Annotated in this window: 22 protein-coding genes; 12 read left to right on the top strand and 10 right to left on the bottom strand. The window is 63.0% G+C overall.

The features are described 5' to 3' along the window. Nucleotides 1-33 precede the first annotated feature (33 nt). The 7 genes from DJ563_RS04050 to DJ563_RS04020 all read left to right on the top strand — a co-directional run bounded on the left by DJ563_RS04050 (nucleotide 34) and on the right by DJ563_RS04020 (nucleotide 8,982). On the top strand, nucleotides 34-351 hold the full coding sequence (locus DJ563_RS04050) for a DUF2388 domain-containing protein (RefSeq protein ID WP_012271811.1): 318 nt from the start codon (nucleotides 34-36) through the stop codon (nucleotides 349-351). Between the two features lie 147 nt (nucleotides 352-498). Continuing rightward, complete coding sequence (glcD, locus tag DJ563_RS04045; RefSeq protein WP_274099284.1) at nucleotides 499-1,998, top strand: glycolate oxidase subunit GlcD; 1,500 nt, start codon at nucleotides 499-501, stop codon at nucleotides 1,996-1,998. Then, entirely contained in the window at nucleotides 1,998-3,050 is a 1,053-nt protein-coding gene (gene glcE / locus DJ563_RS04040; RefSeq protein ID WP_434518863.1) for a glycolate oxidase subunit GlcE, read from the top strand. Before glcD ends, glcE begins: the two co-directional genes overlap by 1 nt. A 9-nt stretch (nucleotides 3,051-3,059) precedes the next feature. Continuing rightward, a complete protein-coding gene (glcF, locus tag DJ563_RS04035; protein WP_274099282.1) occupies nucleotides 3,060-4,295 on the top strand; it encodes a glycolate oxidase subunit GlcF in 1,236 nt (411 codons plus the stop codon). 197 nt (nucleotides 4,296-4,492) lie between these two features. Then, nucleotides 4,493-6,946, top strand: a complete 2,454-nt coding sequence (locus tag DJ563_RS04030; RefSeq protein ID WP_434518862.1) for a hypothetical protein — start codon at nucleotides 4,493-4,495, stop codon at nucleotides 6,944-6,946. 191 nt (nucleotides 6,947-7,137) lie between these two features. Next, nucleotides 7,138-7,476 carry a hypothetical protein gene (locus DJ563_RS04025; protein WP_434518861.1) on the top strand — a complete coding sequence of 113 codons (339 nt, stop codon included), beginning with the start codon at nucleotides 7,138-7,140 and terminating at the stop codon, nucleotides 7,474-7,476. Between the two features lie 72 nt (nucleotides 7,477-7,548). Beyond that, complete coding sequence (locus DJ563_RS04020; protein WP_434518860.1) at nucleotides 7,549-8,982, top strand: PLP-dependent aminotransferase family protein; 1,434 nt, start codon at nucleotides 7,549-7,551, stop codon at nucleotides 8,980-8,982. Here DJ563_RS04020 and DJ563_RS04015 read toward each other — a convergent pair. Both DJ563_RS04015 and DJ563_RS04010 read right to left on the bottom strand, forming a co-directional pair. Further along, on the bottom strand, nucleotides 8,975-10,171 hold the full coding sequence (locus tag DJ563_RS04015) for a cyanate transporter (RefSeq protein WP_274099278.1): 1,197 nt from the start codon (nucleotides 10,169-10,171) through the stop codon (nucleotides 8,975-8,977). The genes DJ563_RS04020 and DJ563_RS04015 overlap by 8 nt on opposite strands. Then, nucleotides 10,168-10,626 carry a nucleoside deaminase gene (locus DJ563_RS04010; protein ID WP_274099277.1) on the bottom strand — a complete coding sequence of 153 codons (459 nt, stop codon included), beginning with the start codon at nucleotides 10,624-10,626 and terminating at the stop codon, nucleotides 10,168-10,170. Before DJ563_RS04010 ends, DJ563_RS04015 begins: the two co-directional genes overlap by 4 nt. Before the next feature lie 199 nt (nucleotides 10,627-10,825). On the opposite strand from DJ563_RS04010, the gene DJ563_RS04005 reads away from it, so the two are divergent. Then, entirely contained in the window at nucleotides 10,826-11,263 is a 438-nt protein-coding gene (locus tag DJ563_RS04005; RefSeq protein ID WP_274099287.1) for a carboxymuconolactone decarboxylase family protein, read from the top strand. 50 nt (nucleotides 11,264-11,313) lie between these two features. Here DJ563_RS04005 and DJ563_RS04000 read toward each other — a convergent pair whose 3' ends face one another. After that, a complete protein-coding gene (locus DJ563_RS04000; RefSeq protein ID WP_274099276.1) occupies nucleotides 11,314-12,324 on the bottom strand; it encodes an AraC family transcriptional regulator in 1,011 nt (336 codons plus the stop codon). A 168-nt stretch (nucleotides 12,325-12,492) separates the two neighbouring features. Here DJ563_RS04000 and DJ563_RS03995 point away from each other — a divergent pair, with 168 nt between their 5' ends. From DJ563_RS03995 to DJ563_RS03985, 3 genes are read left to right on the top strand one after another with little or no spacing between them, the layout of a single operon-like run. After that, the gene (locus DJ563_RS03995) at nucleotides 12,493-13,677 is read left to right on the top strand and encodes an acetyl-CoA C-acyltransferase family protein (protein WP_434518859.1); all 1,185 of its coding nucleotides are present in this window, start codon (nucleotides 12,493-12,495) and stop codon (nucleotides 13,675-13,677) included. A gap of 13 nt (nucleotides 13,678-13,690) precedes the next feature. Next, on the top strand, nucleotides 13,691-14,539 hold the full coding sequence (locus DJ563_RS03990; RefSeq protein WP_274099274.1) for a 3-hydroxybutyryl-CoA dehydrogenase: 849 nt from the start codon (nucleotides 13,691-13,693) through the stop codon (nucleotides 14,537-14,539). A 12-nt stretch (nucleotides 14,540-14,551) separates the two neighbouring features. Beyond that, nucleotides 14,552-15,133, top strand: a complete 582-nt coding sequence (locus tag DJ563_RS03985; RefSeq protein ID WP_274099273.1) for a TetR/AcrR family transcriptional regulator — start codon at nucleotides 14,552-14,554, stop codon at nucleotides 15,131-15,133. 61 nt (nucleotides 15,134-15,194) lie between these two features. Here DJ563_RS03985 and DJ563_RS03980 read toward each other — a convergent pair whose 3' ends face one another. From DJ563_RS03980 to DJ563_RS03960, 5 genes are read right to left on the bottom strand one after another with little or no spacing between them, the layout of a single operon-like run. Then, nucleotides 15,195-15,572 carry a response regulator gene (locus DJ563_RS03980; RefSeq protein WP_186661272.1) on the bottom strand — a complete coding sequence of 126 codons (378 nt, stop codon included), beginning with the start codon at nucleotides 15,570-15,572 and terminating at the stop codon, nucleotides 15,195-15,197. Nucleotides 15,573-15,616: 44 nt separating this feature from the next. Next, nucleotides 15,617-16,843, bottom strand: a complete 1,227-nt coding sequence (locus tag DJ563_RS03975) for a hybrid sensor histidine kinase/response regulator (protein WP_274099272.1) — start codon at nucleotides 16,841-16,843, stop codon at nucleotides 15,617-15,619. After that, nucleotides 16,837-17,412 (bottom strand): chemotaxis protein CheB, encoded by a 576-nt coding sequence (locus DJ563_RS03970; RefSeq protein WP_434518858.1) that lies wholly within the window; start codon nucleotides 17,410-17,412, stop codon nucleotides 16,837-16,839. The genes DJ563_RS03975 and DJ563_RS03970 overlap by 7 nt, the downstream gene beginning before the upstream one ends. Continuing rightward, complete coding sequence (locus DJ563_RS03965; protein ID WP_274099270.1) at nucleotides 17,409-18,230, bottom strand: CheR family methyltransferase; 822 nt, start codon at nucleotides 18,228-18,230, stop codon at nucleotides 17,409-17,411. Before DJ563_RS03965 ends, DJ563_RS03970 begins: the two co-directional genes overlap by 4 nt. Beyond that, the gene (locus tag DJ563_RS03960) at nucleotides 18,227-21,694 is read right to left on the bottom strand and encodes a response regulator (RefSeq protein WP_434518857.1); all 3,468 of its coding nucleotides are present in this window, start codon (nucleotides 21,692-21,694) and stop codon (nucleotides 18,227-18,229) included. The genes DJ563_RS03965 and DJ563_RS03960 overlap by 4 nt, the downstream gene beginning before the upstream one ends. A 248-nt stretch (nucleotides 21,695-21,942) precedes the next feature. On the opposite strand from DJ563_RS03960, the gene DJ563_RS03955 reads away from it, so the two are divergent. Beyond that, a complete protein-coding gene (locus tag DJ563_RS03955; RefSeq protein ID WP_274099118.1) occupies nucleotides 21,943-22,293 on the top strand; it encodes a response regulator in 351 nt (116 codons plus the stop codon). 57 nt (nucleotides 22,294-22,350) lie between these two features. Here DJ563_RS03955 and cobF read toward each other — a convergent pair whose 3' ends face one another. Together cobF and DJ563_RS03945 are read right to left on the bottom strand one after the other, a co-directional pair. Further along, nucleotides 22,351-23,100 carry a precorrin-6A synthase (deacetylating) gene (cobF, locus tag DJ563_RS03950; RefSeq protein WP_434518856.1) on the bottom strand — a complete coding sequence of 250 codons (750 nt, stop codon included), beginning with the start codon at nucleotides 23,098-23,100 and terminating at the stop codon, nucleotides 22,351-22,353. Nucleotides 23,101-23,167: 67 nt separating this feature from the next. Next, a complete protein-coding gene (locus DJ563_RS03945) occupies nucleotides 23,168-24,457 on the bottom strand; it encodes an OprD family porin (RefSeq protein ID WP_274099116.1) in 1,290 nt (429 codons plus the stop codon). Between the last annotated feature and the right edge of the window lie 336 nt (nucleotides 24,458-24,793).

Below are 24,793 nucleotides of genomic sequence, written 5' to 3'. Positions count from 1 at the left end.
TTCCTTGGGCTTCACGCTACTGGAGAATACGCTATGCGCCACCTATTCCTCGCCCCCGCGCTGCTGCTCCTGCTGCCTGCCGGTGCTGCCCTGGCCCGCGTCGACGCGGGCGACGTGGCCACCTCGGCCGGTGTTTCCGCTTCGTTGTATTCGACCTTCAAGGACGACAAACGGATCATCCCGGCCCGTGACGAGCTGTCTGCGTTCGTCGCCAGCGGTGGTGCGATCCGCGGCGCCTATGTGGAGTCGGCGCTGGAACAGGCGCGCAAGGACCATCCCGGCCTGCAGGCCAACGATGAAGAACTGGCCCGGGCCATACTGTCGCAGGACGACCCTGTCGCCGACCATTGATCACCCCGCCTCGAGCAAACCCGCACCTACCCTTTTAGCAGCATGAGCAGGTGCGGGTTTGTGCGTCAAAGATTCCGACAGGACTCGCAGCCGGCTGAAGGGGTGATAGGCTTCCAGCAACAATAACAATTGCCGCCGAGTGAGCCGATGAACATCCTCTACGACGAGCGGGTCGATGGGGCGCTGCCTGCCGTGGACCTGCCCGCCCTGCTGCAGGCCCTGCATCAAGCGTTGCCGGACCTGGCGATTCTGCACCGCGCCGAAGACCTCAAACCCTATGAATGCGACGGCCTCTCGGCCTACCGCACAGTGCCGCTGCTGGTGGTGCTGCCCGAGCGCCTGGAGCAAGTGCAGACCTTGCTGCAACTCTGCCACCAGCGCGGTGTGCCGGTGGTAGCGCGCGGTGCCGGCACCGGTCTCTCTGGCGGCGCCTTGCCACTTGCCAAAGGCATCCTGCTGGTGATGGCGCGCTTCAATCGCATTCTCGAAATCAACGCCCAGGGCCGCTTTGCCCGTGTTCAGCCCGGGGTACGCAACCTGGCCATCTCCCAGGCTGCCGCGCCCCATGGCCTGTACTACGCCCCCGATCCCTCATCACAGATTGCCTGCACCATCGGCGGCAATGTGGCGGAAAATGCCGGCGGCGTGCATTGCCTGAAGTACGGTTTGACCGTGCACAACCTGCTCAAGGTGGAGATGCTCACGGTCGAGGGCGAACGCCTGACACTGGGCAGCGACGCCCTCGACAGCCCCGGTTTCGACCTGCTGGCACTGTTCACTGGCTCCGAAGGCATGCTCGGCATCATCACCGAGGTAACCGTCAAGCTGCTGCCCAAGCCCCAGGTGGCGCGGGTGCTGCTGGCCAGTTTCGACTGCGTGGAGGATGCAGGCAGGGCCGTGGCCGAGATCATCGCCGCCGGGATCATCCCTGGCGGGCTGGAGATGATGGACAACCTGGCGATTCGCGCCGCCGAGGACTTCATCCACGCCGGCTACCCGGTGGACGCGGCGGCGATCCTGCTGTGCGAGCTTGATGGTGTCGAGGCAGACGTGCATGACGACTGCCAGCGGGTCGCAGCGGTGCTGACCCAGGCAGGCGCGCGCGAGGTGCGGCTGGCCTGCGACGAGGCCGAACGCGCGCGCTTCTGGGCCGGGCGCAAGAACGCGTTCCCGGCGGTGGGGCGCATCTCGCCGGACTACTACTGCATGGACGGCACCATCCCCCGCCGTGAGCTGCCCCGGGTGCTCAAGGGCATCAGCGAACTCTCCGAGCACTACGGCCTGCGTGTGGCCAACGTGTTTCATGCCGGCGACGGCAACATGCACCCGTTGATCCTGTTCGATGCCAACCGGCCAGGCGAACTGGAACGCGCCGAGGCCATCGGCGGCAAGATCCTCGAACTGTGCGTGGCCGTGGGCGGCAGCATCACCGGCGAGCACGGCGTCGGGCGGGAGAAGATCAACCAGATGTGCGCGCAGTTCAACCGCGACGAAATCACTTTGTTCCACGCAGTCAAGGCCGCTTTCGATCCGCAGGGTTTGCTCAACCCCGGCAAGAACATCCCTACCCTGCACCGCTGCGCCGAGTTCGGCGCGCTGCACGTGCACCACGGGCAGCTGCCCTTCCCCGAGCTGGAGCGCTTCTGATGAGCAAGGACCGCGACATGAGCCAGGCCCTGCTGGACCAGGTAAACCAGGCACTGAGGCTGGGCACCGCGCTGCGTATCCAGGGCGGCAACAGCAAGGCCATGCTGGGCCGCCCGGTGACCGGGGAGCTCGTAGATACCCGCAGCCATCGCGGCATTGTCAGCTATGACCCGACCGAGCTGGTGATTACCGCACGCGCCGGCACGCCGCTGCTGGAGATCGAAGCGGCGCTGCACGAAGGCGGCCAGATGCTGCCCTGCGAACCCCCACACCTGGGCGCCGAAGCCACCCTCGGCGGCGTGGTCGCTGCGGGCTTGTCCGGGCCACGGCGGCCATGGGCCGGGGCGGTGCGCGATTACGTGCTCGGCACACGTGTCATCACCGGCCACGGCAAGCTGCTGCGCTTTGGTGGCGAAGTCATGAAGAACGTTGCGGGGTACGATTTTTCGCGGCTGATGGCCGGTAGTTTCGGGTGCCTTGGCCTGCTCACCGAGGTGTCGCTGAAGGTATTGCCGCGGCCGCGCCAATGCCTGAGCCTGTGCCTGCCGATGGGCCACCAGCAGGCGCTCGCGGCACTGGCCGAATGGGGCCAGCAGCCGCTGCCGATCAGCGCCGCCTGCCATGACGGCGAGGCACTTTACCTGCGCCTGGAAGGCGGTGAAGGCTCGGTGCAGTCGGCACGCCAACGCCTGGGGGGCGACGAGCTCGACAGCGGGTTCTGGCACGACCTGCGCGAACAACGCCTGGCCTTTTTCGACGACCCGGCGCCGTTGTGGCGGTTGTCCGTGCCCATCGCCAGCGGGGCGCTGAACTTGCCTGGGCGCCAGCTCATCGACTGGGGCGGTGCGCAGCGCTGGCTGAAGTCGAGCGCATCGGCCCAGTCGATTCGCGCAGCCGTCGCCCAGGTCGGCGGCCATGCCACCGGCTACGCGCCGGGTGAGGACAGCAGCGCACCACTGCCTGCGGCCCTCTTGCGCTACCACCGCGCACTCAAACAACAGCTCGACCCCCAGGGCATTTTCAACCCTGGCCGCCTGTACCCGGACCTGTGAGGCCCTGCCATGCAAACCAATCTGAGCGAAGCCGCCAAACGCCTGGCCCGCGCCGAAGAGGCCGAAAGCATTCTGCGCAGCTGCGTGCACTGTGGGTTCTGTACGGCCACCTGCCCCACCTACCAGTTGCTCGGCGACGAACTGGACGGGCCACGCGGGCGCATCTACCTGATCAAGCAGGTGCTCGAAGGCGCGCCGGTCACCGCCAGCACGCAACTGCACCTGGACCGCTGCCTGAGCTGCCGCAACTGCGAAACCACCTGCCCTTCCGGCGTGAAGTACCACGACTTGCTGGACATCGGCCGCGCCGTGGTCGAACAGCAAGTACCGCGCCCGCTTGGCCAGCGCCTGCTGCGCCAGGGCCTGCGGGCCGTGGTGCCGCGCCCCGCACTGTTCAAGGCCCTGAGCTTCACTGGCCAGGCGCTGCGCCCGCTGTTGCCAGCGGCACTCAAAAGCAAGTTGCCGGCCCAGGTCGCCGCACCCGGGCAACGACCGGCGCCGCGCCATGCGCGCCGGGTGCTGTTGCTCGAAGGGTGCGTGCAGCCTGCACTGTCGCCCAATACCAACGCCGCCGCCGCACGCCTGCTGGACCGCCTCGGCATCAGCGTCGAACCGATCCGCGAGGCCGGTTGCTGTGGCGCGGTGGATTACCACCTCAACGCCCAGGCCCAGGGTTTGCAGCGCGCCCGGCGCAATATCGACGCTTGGTGGCCGGCCATCGAGGCAGGTGCCGAAGCCATCGTGCAGACGGCAAGCGGCTGCGGCGCGTTTGTGCGCGATTATGCCCACCTGCTGGAGAAGGACACGCAGTACGCCGCCAAGGCTGCACGGGTCAGCGCCCTGTCCCGTGACCTGGTGGAAGTGCTGCGAGAAGAGCCGGTCGAGCAACTTGGCCTGTGCGCCGAACAACGCCTGGCCTTCCATTGCCCCTGCACCCTGCAACACGCTCTGAAGTTGGGCGGTGCGGTTGAAAGCTTGTTGATCCGATTGGGTTTTAGCCTGACCCCGGTGCCAGACGGCCATTTGTGCTGCGGCTCGGCCGGGACCTACTCGCTGACCCAGCCTGAACTGTCACGGCAATTGCGCGACAACCGCCTCGACGCCTTGGAAAGCGGCAAGCCATCTATCATCGTCACCGCCAACATTGGCTGCCAAACCCATCTCGACGGGGCCGGGCGCACACCAGTTAGGCACTGGATCGAAGTCGTCGATGCAGCTTTGAACCAGGAGAACAGCCAGGCATAGCAAGCCCGTGGTCGGCCAGGCACACTTCGCCCGCGTGTTCGACGATGGCGGCCTCTGCTCGAAAATCGCCATGACATCTATGCCATAACCACATCTCGTCCCGCCTGTAGACCTGGTAAATTTGCCAGTTGCCTAGGAAATGCCAGCCCCTTACTAATGGGCAGCCGCACCCTTTCCCTGAGCAGGAGCACCTCACCATGGCAAAGCTTACTCTTACACAGTACCTCACTTACCTTGGCACTGAGACTCGCACGATGGGGTGGGGTGCACTTCTGATTTATGACCGTGCCAAGACAAACGCGTTGCTGGCACAGGAGTACATAGAGCGCTTCGATAAAGATCAGTACTTTCCGCCGTTCAACGAGTCCGAAGAAACCGATCAGAACGCCTGGTCCGACATGCAAGACTTCATCCTCGACAGACCTCGCCTTTCATTCACCAACTCCAACATAGCCAGTTCACGCGCGCGTTTGAGCATGAAAGTTGTCGGTGGTAAATACGTCACCTTGGTCAAGCCCGTCGGCAACCGATTACTGGATATTACCAGTATCGCGCTGATGGACCCGCTGAATGCCCCCTCGCTGCACATGGACATCCGCCTTGAAGAAAGCAATGGAGGCACTATCACCGACGAGGGACGCGTGCTCCTCGACTTGTCCAGGGGTGAAAGCTACACCTTCCATCTTTCCAGTTCGGAAGACCGTAATAGAAAACTGGGGTTGGCACTGGAACAAGAATTTCGCAGTTGGGATGATTCGCGAAAGGTTTTTGAACTCAGCCGTATCGTGGCGGGCGACGATGACCTGCAGCCCCACTCATTCGCGGTTAGAACCCACTCCGCAGCGCGTGCGGGCAGCGCATCCGTCAGCCTGGAAGAAGACCAGGAAGAAGGCGCCGTGTTGATTGGCGTCGCGCTAAAAGGCATGGGCAATGGCATGTTCCCGATCAATGACAGGGACATGCCCTACTTGCTACCGATGGTAGGCCCAAACGAAGAACCCTATTCAATGAACATCTTGCTGTCCAATCAGCAGTGGATAGCGATCTCCTTGGGCCAGGCACTGCAGAATCTGGAGGCCATCCGGGCTATTGTCCTCAATTACCCTACCACCCCGACCGGTAAGGTAACAGGGGTCGCCGCCAGGGCCGGTGAAATCATGCCGGAGACCTTTTCTTATAGACTCCCAGAGAATTTTAGGTGGTACAGGCGGACGCGCGCTTACTCACTGTATATCTATGAGGTCCTACCTGCGTCGATTGACATTGGCGGCGCCATTGAATTCAAGGTTATCGATGACACCATCCAGCTCATGTGGCAAAGCCCCAATACAGTCCGCCACGTGAAATTCCATATCAACGATAGAAACGGTGACGCCTCAAAAACTTACCCGGCCACTATAGACACCCGCTTTAGCGTTAAGTACGCGTTTGTCATCCTCACAGAAGGCCCGGACAAAGGGAAACTCAGATTAGAACAAGTTGGCGAACTTGAAGACCACTTCACCATGGCCATAGAAGATGCAACCGGGGATTTTGATGTACTCAATCAGTTCCACAGTAGTATAACCGCAGCTTGGCACAGAGCAATGCTCGAAACATTCAACCGGTTTGTAGCTGTCATCACAGGTGCCGAAGTGACAATCAATGCCATGCACCTCAACCATTTGCTATTCCGCAGCCAACAAGCGGCCGAACCGCGCAACGTGTATACCCCCTGTGACCTGACCTTGCTGGGCACCTTGGCACCCGACCGCTTGCACTTCGCAATCTCGCCATTGGAACCGGTCGTCGCTGCGGGTGGCGTTCAGCCCTTCTCGATCACGCCCAGCAACGCGCAAGTCAAATGGTCTGTCGACAATTTACCGGGTGAAACGGGTGACAAAGGCGCAATCGGTGAGGACGATGGGCTCTACATCGCGCCCCCTGCAAGTAGCTTTGAAGGCGAAACCTCGCGCCGCATCCTGATCACGGCTCGCGATGGCGACAAGTTCAGCCAGGCGCTGGTCAGCATTACGGTCAGCGATATCTCTGTTTACCCCCACCTGCAGGTGGCGCAGTTCGGCGGCGCACGTTATGTGCTGGTAGGTGGGGACGGCAATGGACAGGAACTGGATTGGGAAATGGCGCCCGGTGGCAAGGGTACCCTGCGTCGTCCTGACCCTGAAGGTTTAGATTCTGATCTGGACATCCCGGAGGGCCAGGACGTCTGCATCTACGTCAGCCCGGACCATGACCCTTCTGGTGGACAGGGGGATGTGGAGCAAGCGCTACATCTGGATCAGGTTGTGGCACGGAACGTTTCCGGGAACGCACGGACCATTGACCTGTTGGTCCCCTGGAGCAATCCCAATGCATGGTTCGAGGTGGAAGCACATCCGCAGGGTGTAAAACTGTCAATGTGGGTGGACGCAATTGGAGGCGCTGAAGAGATCCCACCGGAAGATGCCTTCTGGTACCTGGTCAAGGGGAGCGGACAACTGAACCAGAACATCTACACACCCTCTGAGTCATCAAACGATTATGCAATCATCGCTGCAGTCGAGGACTACAGGCGATTGACGTATGCCTACATCGTGCTGCCTCTGCCTTTTATCGCACTGCGTAAGTTCAATGCATTGCGCCACGCCGGGGATAGCGGCAAGGACAAGTGACCACCCTTGGCGCAAGCTGCAACTGATCCAGGCATGCATCTACGTGCACTAAAAGGCAGGCTACAGCGCACAGACGTAGCCTGCCCATTGGCCAACTCAGACCTTTCTTACAAGCTATTCGGAATCGGCTTACTTGTGGCTTTCCGCCAGTAAAAACATGATCAGCATTCTCGATCCAGAGGAGGCTGCGCATGCACCCACAGAACCGCACAACCGCCGAACTACGCAGCGCCCTGCGTGAATTGATCGCACACGAAATAAGTAACCCGGACGATGACCCGCACCTGTCGGGGGTGCTGTTTTTCTGCGCCACCGACGAGCGCACCCGTGAGTTGATCGAACGCATCGAGCTGCTGGCCAGCGAGGTGTTCTTCGACGTCAGTGGGCGTGCCATTAGCCACAGAATGCAGGCTATTGCGGTTGACGGGGTGCGTATCAAGCAGAAGCACAAGGCGCCAGCCGATGAGACGGTGATACGCATCGCATTACCCGAAAAAGGCTACATCACCGTGAGTACGGCACGCTTGTAAAAGCGCCACATTCGCACTGTGCGATGAATTGCGATCCGCTATCCTCAGCATTCCCCTGCTCCGGACCGTTTCATGGAACTGCACATCCGCCTGGAAGGCCGCAAAGGCCTGGCCGACCAGCTCTACCAGCAACTGCGCGCGGGCATCGACAGCGGCCACCTGGCCGCTGGCACCCAACTGCCACCTACCCGTCTGCTCGCTGAACAACTGGGCGTGTCTCGCAAGACCGTGGCCGAAGCCTACTCGCGGCTGACCTACGACAACCTGCTCAGTGGCGTGGTCGGCCGTGGCTCCTTCATTACTCCGCAACTGCCTTTGCGCACCAACGAAGTGGCCGCTATTCCACTGGCGGGTGCCGCATCCCTCGAGCGTTGGCAACAACGCGCTACCGTGCTGGGCAGGCGGCAACTGCAAGCACCGTCGCGCTATGACTTCGTCGGCGGCACCTCGAGCAAGGCGCAGTTCCCCTTCGACCAGTGGCGCAGCTGCCTCAACTACGCCCTGCGCCGCAGCCAGCGCCATCCAGAGCGGCAGTTCACTGCCCAGGGCCTGCCCGAACTGCGCGAAGCCATCGCCCACCACATCGCCTACGCCCGCGGCGTGCACTGCAGCGCCGCGGACGTGCTGGTGTGCAATGGTGCGCAACAGGCGCTCGACCTGATCGCGCGGGTGCTGATCGAACCCGGTTGCCCGGTGGCCATGGAGGACCCCGGTTACCCGCCAGCACGGCAACTGTTTCTGGCCTTGGGCGCACGCCTGCAGTCAGTAGCGGTGGATGATGAAGGGATGTGCGTCGAACAGATCGCCGATGGCACACGGCTGATCTACGTGACCCCTTCGCACCAGTTCCCATTGGGTATGCCGATGAGCGAACCGCGCAGGCGGGCCTTGTTGGCACGCGCCGCCGAGCTTGGCGCATTGATCATCGAGGACGACTACGACTGCGAGTTCCGCTACCAAGGGCCGGCCGCCGACGCCCTGCAGCGCCTTGACCGACATGGCCTGGTCGCCTACGTCGGGACCTTCTCCAAGACCCTGCTGCAGGAGTTGCGCCTGGGCTATGCCGTGCTGCCGCCCGCCGTGCTGCAGGCCGCCTGCGTGGCCAAGCACCTCAGCGACTGGCACAGCCCGACCCTGCTGCAATGGGCCCTGGCGCGCTTCATCAGCGAAGGCCACCTGAACAGGCACATCCGCCGCTGTCACGACGTCTACAGTGCACGCCGCGAACGCATCCTCGCACGCCTGGAGGGCGATCTGTCGCCCTGGTTCAGCGCCGTGCCGGCCAGCGCCGGTTTCCACCTGAGTGCGCTGGCCAAGCCTGGGGTGGATGTCGAGCTGCTGGCCAACCTCGCACGCAAGGTGGAGGTCGGCCTCTATTCGCTGGCACCGTTTTTCAGCGAGGTGCCGGTGCGTTCCGGGCTGGTGCTAGGCTTTGGCGCCATCGAGCTGCTCGACATCGACACCGCACTCGACCGCGTCCGCGATACCCTGCAACGCCTCAGTTGACCGGCGCTGCCTGGCCATTGGCCGCCGGCCGCGCGATGGCGGCGGCATAACCGCGTGGCGCGAAACACGCTGTCACCAGCAGCATTGCCAATACCGTGACGGTCAACAGCGTCCATGACGCCTGAAAGTCACCACTGACGTCGCGCAGCCAACCGGTGATGTACGGCACGATGCCGGTGATGATGAAGCCGATACCCTGGACAAAGGCCGCCAGGCCGCCAGCCTCGGCGGGCGTTTTCAGGTGTTCCAGGGTCAGTGTCAGGCTCTGGCTGAAACAGGCCCCGAGGCCGAAGCCGATCATCGCCACCCACAGGCCCATCGACAGCGTTGGCGCCAGCAACAGGCCAAGGAAACCTGCCAGCTGGATCGACAGCGCCAGCCACAACCCCGGCCGACGATCCACCCAACGGCGCAGCAACAACGGCAGGCCCAGCGCGCCGGCAACCTGGAAGATCGTCATCAGGCCCACCAGGTCGCCGCCGCCCTGGGCGGTGCCGCCATGCTCCAGGTGATAAGCCGGCAGCCAGGCGACCATGCTGGTGTAACCGCCATTGATCAGGCCGAAATACAACGCCAGCAACCAGGCACGTCGCGTACCGAACCAGTGCCCGCCAGCGGCACCCGCCAGCTTGGGCGCATCCTGGCGTGGCCGCAGCAGCGTCCAGGCCAGCATCGCCAGCAGTGCCGGGATGGCCCACAGGCCCAGCCCGGCCTGCCAGTGGCCAAAGTAGCCACTGATATGCGGCCCAAGCACCGCCGCCAGGCCACCACCACTCATCAGCGCCGCGGAATACATGCCCATGGCGCCTGCCAGGCGACCCGGGAACCAGCGGTTGACCAGCCCCGGCATCATGCCTTGGACCACCGCGACGCCGAGGCCGGCGACCACTGCGCTGGCAATGAGCGCCCAGGCGCTGCCCAGTTGCAGGCGCCACAGGCAGGCCAGCGCGATCGCCGCAAGGCCGGCGAGCATGCCGCCATGCTCGCTGATCCAGCGCCGCAGCCAGGGTTGCAACAACGGCACCAGGCCCATGCACAGCACCGGCAGCGCGGTCAGCAGCGCCGCCTGCTGGTAACCCAGGCCCGTGCTGGCGCGCATGGGTTCGAGCAGTGGCCCGATGCTGGTAAGGATCGGCCGCAGGTTCAGTGCCAGCAGCATCACCAGCAACAGGTTCAAGGCCGCTCTCATTGCGCGTTGGCCTGTTGCCACTCAAGGTACAGGTCGGCTTCACCACTCGGTTTCAGCGCCCGCAATGGCAGGCTCTGCTGCTGCGGTGGGCGCGTCATCTGCGCGTAGACTGCGGCCGTGGACAACCCATAGGGCTCGCCCTCATCGTTGCCATAGGCGAACCAGGCCCGTTCGATGCCGCACAGGTGCATGGCCGCCAGGCACATCGGGCACGGGTGGCCGCTGGCATAGATCTCGGCGCCGTCCAGGCGCGCCTGGCCCAGGGCATGGGCGGCCTTGCGAATGGCCAGCAGTTCGGCATGGGCGGTCGGGTCCTGGCTGCTGTGGATCTCGTTGACCGCGCGTGCCACCACGCGCCCCTGATACACCAGCACGGCGCCAAAAGGCCGGCCACCGGCTTTGATGTTGGCACGGGCCAGATCGAGTGCTTCGCGCATGTAGCGTGCTTCGGACATGAATCGGTTCTCCTGTTGCAAGACCTGGCCATTATCCCGGCTTGCAGGCCTTGGCAGAAATGAAGAGATTGGATGCACCTCAGTGGCCACCTGAATGCACCGATTGGCCTCCCGGCAAACGCTGCGATTGGCTATCGGGCCGATCGACGCACAGCGCTAAGGTAGCGCCATGTCCACCCCACACCTTCTGGAGAACACCATGAACACGCGTATCGAATGGGCCAAGCACGCACCGGAAGCCTACAAAGCCATGGTTGGCCTGGAACAGGCGCTGGCCAAGAGCGGCCTGGAAAACTCGTTGCTCGAACTGGTGCGCCTGCGCGCTTCGCAGATCAACGGCTGCGCCTATTGCATCAACATGCATGCCAATGACGCACGTAAAGCAGGCGAAACCGAAGCCCGCCTGCAGACGCTGAGTGTGTGGCAGGAAACCGCCTATTTCACCCCGCGCGAGCGCGCCGCGCTGGCCTGGGTAGAAAACCTGACCCGCCTGCCTGAGCGCGGTGCGCCACAGCCTGAGTACGAGGCGCTGCAAGCCCATTTCGAGCCGCAGGAAGTGGTCAACCTGACACTGGCCATCGCCACCATCAATGCCTGGAACCGCTTCGGCGTCGGGTTTGCCATGGTTCCGGCGTGATCGATTGCTGATTGCCCGTACCGGCCTGTTTGCGGCCGGTACGGGCACACTTACCGCGCAACCAACCTGGCGCGATAGCTGCCCGGGCTCTGCCCGGTCCATTTCTTGAACGCCCGGTGAAACGCGCTGGGTTCCTGAAACCCCGCCAGCTCAGCCACTTCGGCGATGCTCAGTACCCCTTCGCGCAGGTGTTCAAACGCCATCGCCCGGCGCACTTCGTCCTTGATCTGCTGGTACGAACGCCCCTCCCGCTCCAACTGCCGGCGGAAGGTGCTGGCGCTGGTTCCCTGCTGCTGCGCCAAAGCCGCCAAGGTCGGCCACTGCCCATAGCGCCGCGCGCGCAGGTGGCGATAGACCTCGGCCACCAGGCCATTCTGGTTGCGAAAGCGAATCACCAGGCCTTGGGGCGCGCTACGCAAGAAGCCCTTCAAAGCCTGCAGATTCTGCACCACGGGCAGGCGCAAGTAAGCGCTGTCGAACTCCACTTCGGTACGCCCACTGCCCAGGCGCAGGTCAGGCCCCCACAGCAGCAGGTCGTCGTCCTGGGCAGGGCGCGACACCGCCAGTTCGGTGCGGTCGATGCCGATGCGCCGCCCCGCCAGCCAGCACAGCAGGCCGATCATCAGCACCAGGTAGGTTTCCTCGGCGTATACCCGGGTCAGCGGGTCGGCGATGCTCGACTGCACGCTGATCACTGCCCTGCCCGCGCGCACCGTGAGGCTGCCGCGCAGGTCACGCAGGAACAAGCCAAAACCGCCCATGCACTGACGCAGGGCTTTTTCCAGGTTCGGCTCCAGAATCAGGCCGCGGCAGATCAAGGCAAAGCTGCCCAGCGGCATGCCGTGGCTGTCGAGGCGGAAGAACTCGTCGTCCAACCGTTGAATCAGCGCCAGCCACAGCTGCGCGAATGCCTTGGCCGGCACCCGGGCCTGAGGCTGGTCGAGCCACTGTGGATCGATGCCGACCGCACGCAGGTGTGCATCGCGCACGTCCGGGCGGTCGCGCAGGGCGTGCAGCATGGCCTTGAGGAAGTACACGGCGACCGTATCGCTATCGCGCATGGCGGGTTTCGCTGTCTATGCTGAGTGGCAAAAACTGCCAGGTTGAATGAACAGATCCGGCATAGGCTCTGGCAGAGCCTTTGCCTAGACTCGGGTGAACAAAGGGATCGCCGGCCATTCTCGCAGAGCCAGGCCCGGTCCCGCCATGCCTTCGCAATCGGAGCCCTTATGAGCAGCGCAGAAATCTACGTCGTCAGTGCCGTCCGTTCAGCCATTGGTGGCTTTGGCGGTTCTCTCAAGGACCTGCCGCTGGCAGACCTCGCCACCGCCGTGACCCGCGCCGCCATCGAGCGTGCCGGCGTGGATGCCGGGCAGATCGGCCACATGGTGATGGGCAGCGTGATCCCCACCGAACCGCGTGATGCCTACCTGGCCCGGGTGGCGGCGATGAACGCTGGCATCCCCAAGGAAACCCCGGCCTTCAACGTCAACCGCCTGTGCGGCTCGGGCTTGCAAGCCATTGTTTCGGCAGCGCAGTGCCTGCTGCTGGGCGACACCGACGTGGCCCTGGCGGCGGGCGCCGAGTCCATGAGCCGCGGCCCGTACTTGCTGCCGCAGGCACGTTGGGGCGCGCGCATGGGCGACTTGCAAGGCATCGACTACACCGTCGGCGTGCTGCAGGACCCCTTCGAACACTTCCACATGGGCATCACCGCCGAGAACGTTTCGGCCAAGCATGGCATCACCCGTGAAATGCAGGACGCGCTGGCCCTGACCAGCCAGCGCCGCGCCGCACGCGCCATCGCTGAAGGCCGTTTCAACAGCCAGATCGTCCCGCTGGAACTGAAAACCCGCAAAGGCAGCGTGCAGTTCAGCGTCGATGAGCATGTGCGTGGCGATGTCACCGCAGAACAGCTGGCCGCCATGAAGACTGTGTTCAAGAAAGACGGCACCGTCACCGCCGGCAATGCCAGTGGCATCAACGACGGCGCTGCCGGCCTGGTGCTGGCCAGCGGTGACGCCGTGCGCCGTCTGGGCCTGAAGCCGCTGGCACGCCTGGTGGCTTACGCCCATGCCGGCGTCGAGCCCGAGCTGATGGGCCTGGGCCCGATCCCGGCGACCCGCAAGGTGCTGGAAAAAACCGGCCTGCGTGTGCAGGACCTGGACGTGATCGAGTCCAACGAGGCCTTCGCCGCCCAGGCCTGCGCCGTAGCCCGTGCGCTGGACTTCGACCCGGAAAAGGTCAACCCGAACGGTTCGGGTATCTCCCTTGGCCACCCGGTCGGCGCCACCGGAGCGATCATCGCCACCAAGGCCATTCATGAGCTGCACCGCATTCAGGGCCGCTACGCCCTGGCCACCATGTGCATCGGCGGCGGCCAAGGCATCGCCGTGGTCTTCGAGCGCGTCTGAGGGAAACTGCCCCATGAACATTGAACAAATTGCCGTGATCGGCGCAGGCACCATGGGCAACGGTATCGCTCAAGTGTGCGCGGTGGCGGGCTACCAGGTGCTGCTGGTGGACGTGTCCGATGCCGCGCTGGAGCGTGGCGTGGCAACCTTGAGCAAAAACCTGGAGCGCCAGGTCAGCAAAGGCACGCTCAACGCCGACAAAGCCGAGGGGGCGAGAACCCGCATCCGCACCAGCACCGACTATGCCCAGCTCAGTGGCGCGCAGTTGGTGATCGAGGCGGCCACCGAAAACCTGCAGCTCAAGCAGCGCATTCTGCAGCAAGTGGCCGCCAACGTTGCCGCCGACTGCCTGATTGCCACCAACACCTCGTCGCTGTCGGTCACGCAACTGGCCGCGAGCATCGAGCACCCGGAGCGCTTCATCGGTGTGCACTTCTTCAACCCGGTGCCGATGATGGCCCTGGTCGAGATCATCCGTGGCCTGCAGACCAGCGACAGCACCTACGCGCAGGCCTTGCTGGTGACCGAAAAGGTCGGCAAGACCCCGATTACCGCCGGCAACCGCCCAGGCTTCGTGGTCAACCGCATCCTGGTGCCGATGATCAACGAAGCGATCTTCGTGCGCCAGGAAGGCCTGGCCAGTGCCGAGGACATCGACACCGGCATGCGCCTGGGCTGCAACCAGCCGATCGGCCCCTTGGCACTGGCCGACCTGATTGGCCTGGATACCCTGCTGGCGATCATGGAGGCCTTCCATGAGGGCTTCAATGACAGCAAGTACCGCCCTGCCCCGTTGCTCAAGGAAATGGTCGCGGCCGGTTGGCTGGGGCGCAAAAGCGGCCGCGGTTTCTTCACCTATTGAGGAGCGAGTGCCATGCCCCCGGTCAACGCTGCGATGCGCTGTGCCAGCTTTGAAGAGCGACGTGACCAGGCCATGGCGCTGTTTGCCGAAAAGGGTTTTGGCCAGGTCAGCATGCGTGAACTGGCAGCCCACGTGGGGTTGACCGCCGGTTCGCTGTATCACCACTTCCCGAGCAAGCAGGACCTGCTGTACGACTTGATCGAAGAGTTGTACGAGGAGCTGCAGGCCACCCTGGACCAAGGCCGCCGCGCCATGGCCCGGGGGGCATCGGCGTTGTCGTGCCTGATCGCAGCGCATTGGCAGTTGCATGCCGAGCGGCCCTTGCAGTTTCGCCTGGCAGAGCGGGATTTATGTTGTTTGAGCGAGGCGCAACAGACTCACCTGGCGTCGTTGCGCAAGCGCTATGAGGCAGGGTTGCTGCGTTTGATTGCACCGCAGGCGAAACTGCCAGGGCAAGCGCTGGAGGCTACTGCGCATGTGCTGGCGACGTTGCTTAACCAACTGCCGGGGTTGCTCAAGTCATTGCCTCAAGCGCAAGGCTTGGAGCTGATGGAGAACTTGCTGGTCGGTGGGATCGAGCGGACGCTGCGATAGCCTGCCAGGGCCTCTTCGCGGGGCAAAGCGGATCGCCGCACCGCCGCGAAGGCCAGCTGCCTCAGCGCAACAGCGCCTGAATCTGTTCGTGCAGGGTATCCAGGTCGAACGGCTTGGCCAGGATCGGCGCCTTGCGCGTGATCGGGCTGCCCGATTCGAGAATCTCCGCCGGGTAGCCACTGATGAAAATCACCTTGAGCTCCGGTCGAAGTTTTACCGCAGGCTCGGCGATCTCCACCCCCGAGATGCCCCCTGGCAATCGAAAATCAGTGACCATCAAATCCAGGTGCGGCTTGCTCGCCAGGATCTTGAAGGCCTGCTCACCGTCTTCGGCCACCAGTACGTGATAACCCTCGCCTGCCAGGTAATCACGCAAAATCATGCGAATGGCCGGTTCATCCTCGACCACCAGCACCACATCTTGTGCATCTTCACTCATGATAACGCCTTGAAATTCTTACAGTTGGCCATCTGACCCCAGGCTTACGCAGAGGTTGCCCGCGCCTGGTCGTTTTGTTGTTGGAACGTTGCCAGCGGCAATTGCAGGGTGAATGTGGCGCCCTGGCCTTCCTCGCTGTCAACCAGAATCCGCCCACCGTGGGCCTGGACGATCTGCTCGGAGATAAACAGCCCCAACCCCAGCCCACCACTGGCCTGCTGCGCAGCGACCCGCTCGAACTGCTGGAAGATCCGCTGCTGGTTGGCGGCGCTGATACCGATGCCGTGATCCTGCACCTGAACCCAGGCCATGCCATCCTGTTCGAACACGCGAACTTCCACCGGCTTGCGTTCGCCGTAACGCATGGCATTGGACAACAGGTTGGCCACCACTTGTTCAATCCGAAACTCGTCCCACTCGCCCTGCAACGTTTCGCAGCACTGCAGCGCAATGTGCGTTTCCAGCGCCGTGGCCTGGGCCGTGAAGTTTTCCACCAGGCCACGCACCAGCTGGCCGATGTCAAACACCTTGGGCCGCAACGACAACTTGCCGGTACGGATGCGCGAGACGTCGAGCATGTCCTCGATCAAGCGGATCAGGCTGTTGATCTGCCGTTCGTCACGTTCGACCATAGCCTGCAGCTTGTCGGCGCTGAAAGCCTCCAGGTTGCCCCGTGCCAGGTGCATCTTGCGCAGCTGGGTTTCCAGGATCAGGCCATTGAGCGGCGTACGCACCTCGTGCGAGACGATCGACATGAAGTCGTCGCGCATGCGCACTGCATGCTCCAGCTCGCCCCGCGCCAGTTGCAGCTGGTTCAGCAATATCTCCTGCTCCTGGCGGCTGCGCTCCAGGGCTTCGAGCTGCCGACCTAGCACCTTGCGCTGGCGGAACAGGTCGACGAACACCGAGACCTTGCTTTTTACCGCCAGGGTGTCGAGCGGCTTGTGCAGAAAGTCCACCGCCCCGCTCTCGTAGCCCTTGAAGGCGTAATTCATCTCGCGCCCCGCCGCACTGACGAACACGATCGGGATGTTCTTGGTCTTGTCGGTGCCGCGCATCAGTTCGGCCAGCTCGAAGCCGTTCATGCCCGGCATCTGCACATCGAGAATGGCCAGCGCGAATTCGTGCTCCAGCAGCAGCGACAACGCAGCTTCGGCAGACTGGGCCTGGTGCACCTCGCGGTCTTCGCCCTGGATCAGGGCATCGAGCGCCAGCAGGTTTTCCGGCAGATCGTCGACGATCAGCAGTTTGGCGATGGTGTGGCTTAGCATGCGCGAATTTCCAGGGTCGCGAGCAGTTGCCCGATACCGCTCAGATTAAGGATATGGTCAGGCTGATGCAGGGCCAGCGCGGCCTCCGGCATCAGGGCGACCTGTGCGTCGCGAGGGTCCTGGACAATTGTGCGGCCCCCATTGTTCTTGATGTAGGCAAGGCCCTTGGCGCCGTCTTCGTTGGCACCGGTGAGCAGCACGCCAAGCAAGCCGTCGCCATAGGCATCGGCCGCCGAAATGAACAGGAAATCGATCGCCGGGCGCGAGAAATGCACAGGTGCTTCCTGGCTCAGCGACAGCGTCAGGTCGTGCTCCACCGACAAGTGATAGCTTGGCCCCGCCACGTAGACCTGCCCGGCACTGATCCGTTCCTTGTCGCACGCCTCGCGCACCGGCCGGTGCAAGCGCCGCTGCAGCACTTCGGCCAGTTGGCTGTGGCGGTCGTCCGGCAGGTGCAGCACGCACAGCACCGGGAGGGTGAACGCCGGAGGCAGCGCGCCGAGCACCTCGAACAGTGCCGCCACCCCGCCCGCCGAGGCGCCAATCACCACTGCACGTATGCCGTTCATGATTTGCGGTAGATCCGTTCAGGCTTGACCAGCGGCTCGAAGCGCTCGCTGTAGGCCGAAAAATCTACCGACTCCTTGCTGCCCAGCACCAGGAACCCCCGGTGGCAGAGCGACTCATGGAACAGCCCCAGGGCCCGGTCCTGCAGGTCCTTGTTGAAGTAGATCAGCACATTGCGGCACGACACCAGCTGGGTTTCGGAGAACACGCTGTCGGTGGCCAGGCTGTGGTCGGCGAAGGTCACATTGTCGCGCAGGCTGCTGTCCATGATGGCGTTGCCATAGGCCGCAGTGTAGTACTCGGCGAAGTCGCGGCGGCCACCGGCCAGGCGGTAGTTTTCTTCATACTCGCGCATGCTCTGCATCGAGTAGATACCTTGCTTGGCCTTGTCCAGCGAATGCGGGTTGATGTCGGTGGCATAGAGGATGGTGCGCTCGAGCAGGCCTTCCTCTCGCAGCAGGATGGCCATCGAGTACACCTCTTCACCGGTGCTGCAGCCGGCGACCCAGATCTTGATCGACGGCCATGTGCGCAGCAGCGGCACCACTTCGTTGCGCAGCGCCAGGAAGTGGCTTGGGTCACGGAACATCTCGCTGACCGGGATCGTCAGGAACTGCAGCAACTGCATGAACATGCCCGGGTCGTGCAGCACCCGCTCCTGCAGCGCCGAGACTGTCAGGCAGTCGAACTGGCGCAGGGCATGAAGGACCCGGCGCTTGATCGAAGCGCCGGAATAGTTGCGGAAATCGTAGCTGTACTTGAGGTAGATCGCCTCGATCAGCAGCCGGATCTCGATGTCGGTGTTGCGCTCGCTAGTCAAATTCGCTCCAGTTGCGGCAGCCACACCCGGATCAACGAGAACAGGCGGTCCAGGTCGATCGGTTTGGCCAGGTAATCATTGGCGCCAGCCTGCAGGCAACGCTGCTGGTCATCCTTCATCGCCTTGGCGGTCACGGCGATGATCGGCAGCTTGCGCCAGCGCGCTTGCTGGCGGATCAGCCGGGTCGCCTCGAAGCCGTCCATTTCCGGCATCATCACATCCATCAGCACCAGGTCGATGTCGTCATGCTGTTCCAGGCGTTCGATGGCCTCGCGCCCGTTGCGGCCGATCTCGACGATGGCGCCCTTGTGCTCCAGGGCACTGGTGAGGGCGAATATATTACGCACATCGTCATCCACCAACAGCACCTTGCGGCCCTCGAAGACCTTGTCGCGGCTGCGCGCGGTCTTGAGCATGCGCTGGCGTTCATGGGACAGCTGCGATTCGACTTTGTGCAGGAACAACGTCACTTCGTCGAGCAAACGCTCAGGCGAGCGAGCGCCCTTGATGATGATCGAGCGCGAATACTTGAGCAGGTCGGCCTCTTCTTCGCGGGTGAGGTTGCGGCCGGTGTAGACGATCACCGGTGGGAATGAACGGATGTCCTCTGCGGTCATGCGCTTGAGCAGCTCGTTGCCAAGCATGTCGGGCAGTTTGAGGTCGATGATCATGCAGTCGTAGATGTTCTCGCGCAGCAGCGCCAGGGCGTCCTGGGCCATGGCCACGGCGGTGATCTCGACATCGTCGTCGCCGATCAGGCGGGCGATGCTTTCACGCTGCAGGTCGTCATCTTCCACCAGCAGGATGTGCTTGAGCTTCTGGGTCAGTTTGGCTTCCAGGCGGGCGAACACTTCCTTGAGCTCTTCGCGGCTGGTCGGCTTGACCGCGTAACCCACCGCGCCCATGTGCATGGCCGCCTCGACGCGGTCTTCGACCGAAATGATGTGCACCGGAATGTGCCGGGTGCCGGCCAGCTCCTTGAGACGCTGCAGCACGGTAAGGCCGGAGTGGTCGGGCAGGCGCATGTCCAGCAGCACGGCGTCGGGAATGTAGCGCGCGGCCAGCTCGAAGCCTTCGTCGGCGCCCTGGGCCACCAGGCAGCTGTAACCCAGTTCGTGGGCCAGGTCGAAGAGGATCCGGGCGAAGTTCGGCTCATCCTCGATCACCAGGATGCAGCGGTTGTCGAACGGCGCCCGGTCGCGGTCATCGGCGAAGGCAAGCGCCGGCAGTTTCGGTGCCGTGGCGGTGGAAACCTTGGGTGCCGGCGGCAGTGTGTCGACCGCAGGCCGCAGGCTGAGCGCCTCGACCTCCTCGCTTTCAACCTCGTAGCGCTCCGGCACGATCAGGCTGAACACGCTGCCTTGGCCCGGGCTGCTGTCGACGCTGATCTGCCCACCCAGCAAATGCGCCAGGTCGCGGGAAATCGACAGGCCCAGCCCAGTGCCGCCATAGCGGCGGTTGCTGCTGCCGTCGACCTGGTGGAAAGCGCCGAAGATCGCCTGTTGCTGGTCGGCGGCGATCCCGATGCCAGAGTCTCGGACGGCGAACACGATGCCGGTGCCGGCCTGGTAGCTGATGGTCATGTCGACCTGGCCGTGGTCGGTGAACTTGATGGCGTTGGACAACAAGTTCTTGAGAATCTGCTCCAGCCGTTGCCGGTCGGTGAACAGTGTCACCGGCACTTGGGGTTCGAGCTTGACCTCGAAGACCAGCCCCTTTTGCTCGGCCAATGGCAGGAACATGCCGCGCAGGCCTTCGACCAGGCGCACCAGCTGGGTGGTTTCTGGTCGCACTTCAAGCTTGCCGGCCTCGACCTTGGCGATGTCGAGGATATCGTTGATCAGGTTGAGCAGGTCGTTGCCGGCCGAATAGATGGATTCGGCGAACTTGATCTGCTCCCCGCTGAGGTTGCCCTCGCCGTTTTCCGCCAGCAGCTTGGCCAGGATCAGCGAGCTGTTGAGCGGCGTGCGCAGCTCGTGGGACATGTTGGCAAGGAATTCGGACTTGTACTTGCTTGAACGCTGCAGGTCGTCAGCACGGGCCTGCAGCTCTTGCTGGGCCTGGCTGAGCTCGTCGTTCTTGCGGTCCAGGGCATCGGTGCGTTCGGACAACTGCTCGTTGGTCTGCTCCAGTTCGGCCTGCTGGGTCTCCAGGTGGGCCTGGGACTCCTTGAGCACGCGGGACTGTTCTTCGAGCTCTTCGTTGGCGGTTTTCAGCTCTTCTTGCTGCACTTGCAGCTCTTCGTTCAACTGCTGGGTCTCGGCCAGCACTTCCTGCAGACGCTGGCGATAACGCGCACTTTCGATGGACATGCCAAGGTTGCCGCCAACCCGCTCCATCAGCTCTTCATCGCGCGCCTGCAACGGGCGCAGGAACCCCAGTTCGATCACGCCGTTGATCTGCCCATCATCGGTGGCTGGCATCAGCAGTGCGCTGCGCGGCAGGCCATTGCCAAGGCCGGAACTCAGGCGGTAATAGTCGTCGGGCAGGTCCTCCAGGCGCAACAGCCGGCCTTCACGCACGGCCTGGGCCAACAAGCCATCGTGGTCGCCCTTGATCTGCTCGCGGGCCTGCTCTTCGGCACTCAGGCCATAGCTGGCCACACGCACCAGGCTGCCGTGCTCGTCGCGTACATATACCGCGCCGACCACGCTGCCCAGGGCCGTCGCGAAGAAGCGCAGGATGTTGTCGCCGAGCATCGGCAGGGTCAGTTGCCCCAGCACCTGCTGGGCCAGCTGGGTCTGGCCGTTGCGCAGCCAGGCCTGGTGTTCCAGACGCTCGGCGGCGCGCCGCTGGGCCTCGAGGTTTTCCGCGTAGCTGCTCGACAGCGCCATGAGGTCGCGGCGCCCGAGGTAGGCCAGCAAGGCACTGAGGCCGACGATGAGCAGCACGAAGGCCGAGATCGCGGTCACGGTGACCGAGCTGACTTTCTCGTTACGGGCCATGCGCAGTTGCTGCTCGGTGCTGATCAGGCCGTCGAATTCCTTGCGGATTTCGTCGGTGATGCGCTTGCCCCGCCCGTTGCCGATCGATGCCTTGTAGTCGCCCTGGTCGCGGCGCAGGGTAATCATCTGGGTGCCGAAGTCGTTCCAGGCCTGCTGCAAGGCCATCAACCGGTCGATACGGTCAACCTGCTGCGGGTTGTCCTCGACCATGCTGCGCAAGCTTTGCAGGCTGCCGAGAATTTTAGGCTTGGCCACCTCGTAGGGGTCGAGAAAGCGTTCGTCGCCGGTGATCAGGAAGCCGCGCATGCCGGTTTCCATGTCGATCGACAGTTTGACCGTCTCGTTGGCATTGCCGATCACCCGATCGGTATGCTCGACCCATTGCATGGCCGAGAGCAGGTAGTTGATCACCGCGACAAACGCCACGGCCCCCAGAAGCCCCACCCCAAGGGGCAGGCCGACGTTGCGGCTCAACAGCTTGCGGAAGCTTTGCTGGTCTATCGAGGCTGCTTGAATCATGTGATGACGCCCGAGCGAAAAAGTCCATTAAGAAGTGTGGCGAAAAGACCGTTATTATTGCCTGCCACTGTGCTCACTGATAACAGCGAGTCTAACCAGCTTTGCCGAGCCTGGCAGGGCATTTAGCCAGTATTTGAAGGCTGGGTTTGCCAATCGTTCCATCTGATTGCAAGGATCGGTATCCTCGGGAACTTCTGCCGGCGTGCAGCGTACAGATTAAAGACATTCATTTGCACAGGAACCCAACCATGCACCTTCTGGTAGTCGAAGACGACGACATCGTACGCATGCTGATGGTCGAAGTGCTCGGCGACTTGGGCTACGAAGTCATCGAAGCGCAAGACGCCACCACCGCCTTGCAGGTGCTCGAAGATGCTTCGCAGGCCTTGGCGCTGATGATGACGGACGTGGGCCTGCCGGACATGCGCGGCGAAGAGCTGGCGCACCATGCACGCGCACTGCGCCCGTTGCTGCCGGTACTGTTTGCCAGTGGCTACGCCGAGAACGTCAACGTACCAGAGGGCATGCACATGATCAGCAAGCCGTTCGGCATTGACCAGTTGCGCGACAAGGTCATGCAGATACTGAGCACCCCCTGAACCCTGCGCGCGCTCTTCGCGGGCCACCCGCGAAGAGGCCCATTCCCCCGCAATCGATTACAGCGTTCGGCGCAACAGGTAGGTGTCCATGATCCACCCCTTGCGCAACCTCTCCTGCGCCCGCACCTGCAAAATCCTCGCCTTCACCGCCCGCAACGGCCCGGCAATCAGCACCTCGTCCGCGGTCCCCAGGTAGGCTCCCCAGTAAATCATCAGTTCGGGGTCATCGAGCGCGGCAAACGCGCCCTGCCCGTCGAGCATCACCACCACATTGTCGATGCGCGCCTGCTCGGCCAGGCGGCGCCCTGGCAGCACGGTCAGCGGTTCACCGATTCGGTTGAGCGGCACCTGATGCCGAGCGGCCAGGGCCTGGACGCTACTGATGCCGGGGATCACCTGCAGGCGCACTGCCAACCCGCCTTCGCGGACAAGGTCGAGAATGCGCAGGGTGCTGTCGTACAGGCCAGGTTCACCCCATAACAGAAAGGCACCGGTTTCGCCGACAGCCACCTCGTCTTCGATCAAGCGGGCATACAGCGCGGCGCGCTGGCGGTGCCAGTCCTGCACCGCGCCCACATAATCCGCCGCCTGGCCGTCGCGCGAAGGGTCGGCCACCTGCACCAGCCGGTAGCCACCCTCCGGTCGATAGCGCTCGAGAATCACCTTGCGCAAGCGCACCAGTTCGTCCTTTTGCGTGCCCTTGTCGAGCACGAAGAACACGCTGGCGCGACGTAGCGCATCGACGGCTTCATAGGTGATCTGACGCGGATCACCCGGGCCGATGCCAATCAACAACAGGTCTTTCATTGCCCTGCCCTTTGCCACTACCCGTGGCCATTCTCGGCCAGCCATGGGTCTTTGGCAAAGCCACCGGTTAGAAGATGGAGAAGTTGTAACTGACGATGACGCGAGTCTCGTCCATGTCACGTGCCCACTTCTCATAGTTGCTGCGGTAAGTGGAGTTGCGCAGACGCACGCTGACATCCTTGAATGTGCCACTTTGCACCTGGTACTTGAACTCGGTGTCGCGTTCCCATTCCTTGCCTTCGCCCGTGCTGCCCGGGACCTTGATATGGTCGCCATTGATGTAACGGGTGAGGAACGTCAGGCCAGGAACGCCCAGCGCTTTGAAGTCATAGTCATAACGCAGTTGCCAGGAACGTTCCTGGGCGGCGGCGAAGTCGTTGACTTGGGCGTAGTTGACCAGATAAGGGTTGCTGCCATCCAGGTACGGCATGGCGCTGTCACCGTACATGCGCTGCCAGCCGGCACTGACCTTGTGGCCCCCCAGGCTGTAGCCGAGCATGCCGCTGAAGGCACGGTGGTCGATGGCGCCTGCGCGGGCATTGCCGATGTCGTCGCTCTTGATCAGGCGCAGGTCGGCCGACAGGCTGCCCACCGCCAGCGGCTGGCTCGCCACCAGGCCGAGAAAGTGCTGGCGATAGATGTTCTCCAGTTTGGCCACCTGGTACTGGGCACTGACACGGTCGCTGAAACGGTAGTCGAGGCCCGCCAGGTCGAAGTGGTCGGCTTCGATATCGCAGGCATAGCGCTTGTTCTTGCAGTGCACGCGAATGTCCTGGCGGTCGGTGGAGTCCCGTGCGGTGTACTTGTTCAGGCGCGCCAGGGTGAACTTCAGGTCGTGTATTTCTTCCGAGGTCAACAACGCCCCATGGAACAGGGTGGGCAGCAGGCGGCCATCGTTGTATTTGATCAGCGGCATGTCCGGCATCATCGAGCCGTACTTGAAGACTGTGTTGGACACTTTGACCTTGGCCGCCAAGCCCATCTTCGCGTATTGATCCGCCGAATGCCGCGGGTCGTGGCCAGAGGACGGCAGCAGGCCGCTGTTACTGTCCGCCGGGCTGGAATCGAGCTTTACCCCGAACAGGCCGATAGCATCAACGCCAACGCCTACCGGCCCCTGGGTAAAACCGGACTGCACATTGAGGATAAAGCCTTGGGCCCACTCTTCGCGCTTGGAGGCGCCCTGGCTGGAACTGCTGTGGCCATCACGGAAGTCGCGGTTGAAGTAGACATTCCGCGCTTCGACCTTGGCGCTGCTGTCTTCAAGAAAACCGGCGGCCTGGGCATTGACGCCGGCACACAAAAGGAACAAGCCGGCAACACGGCGCCCAGGGGCGTGAGGGAGGGGGGCAAACATGCGTGGAAACATCCAGAAAGAAAGGCAAAAAACAACCTGCAGCAAACACCTGCTGCGGTACTGCGACACGCCCGAACAGTCGCCGGGCATCATCTGAAATGATCGCGCAAAGGCTCTGGCTCAGGCCATTGGACCTTGGTCTAGAACCGTTCGCGATGGCCCTCGAACCCCTCACGAAATAGCGCCCGGAAAACCTTTAAAGTTCCGTGCTTACTTATAAAAAGTTTGCAGTTTACCCAGTAGCGATGAATGACTACACTCGATGTCAGCGAACAGCGGAACCCACCCCGTGGCCGGCGTTTTGTACTACTTCAATGTTCGTCACGCCCTGCCACG

This window comes from Pseudomonas sp. NFX1 (assembly GCF_051123555.1).
GTDB classification, from domain to species: domain Bacteria; phylum Pseudomonadota; class Gammaproteobacteria; order Pseudomonadales; family Pseudomonadaceae; genus Aquipseudomonas; species Aquipseudomonas capeferrum.
Note: the sequence above shows the minus strand (reverse complement) of the source record. Positions and strands in the feature narration are given on the sequence as shown.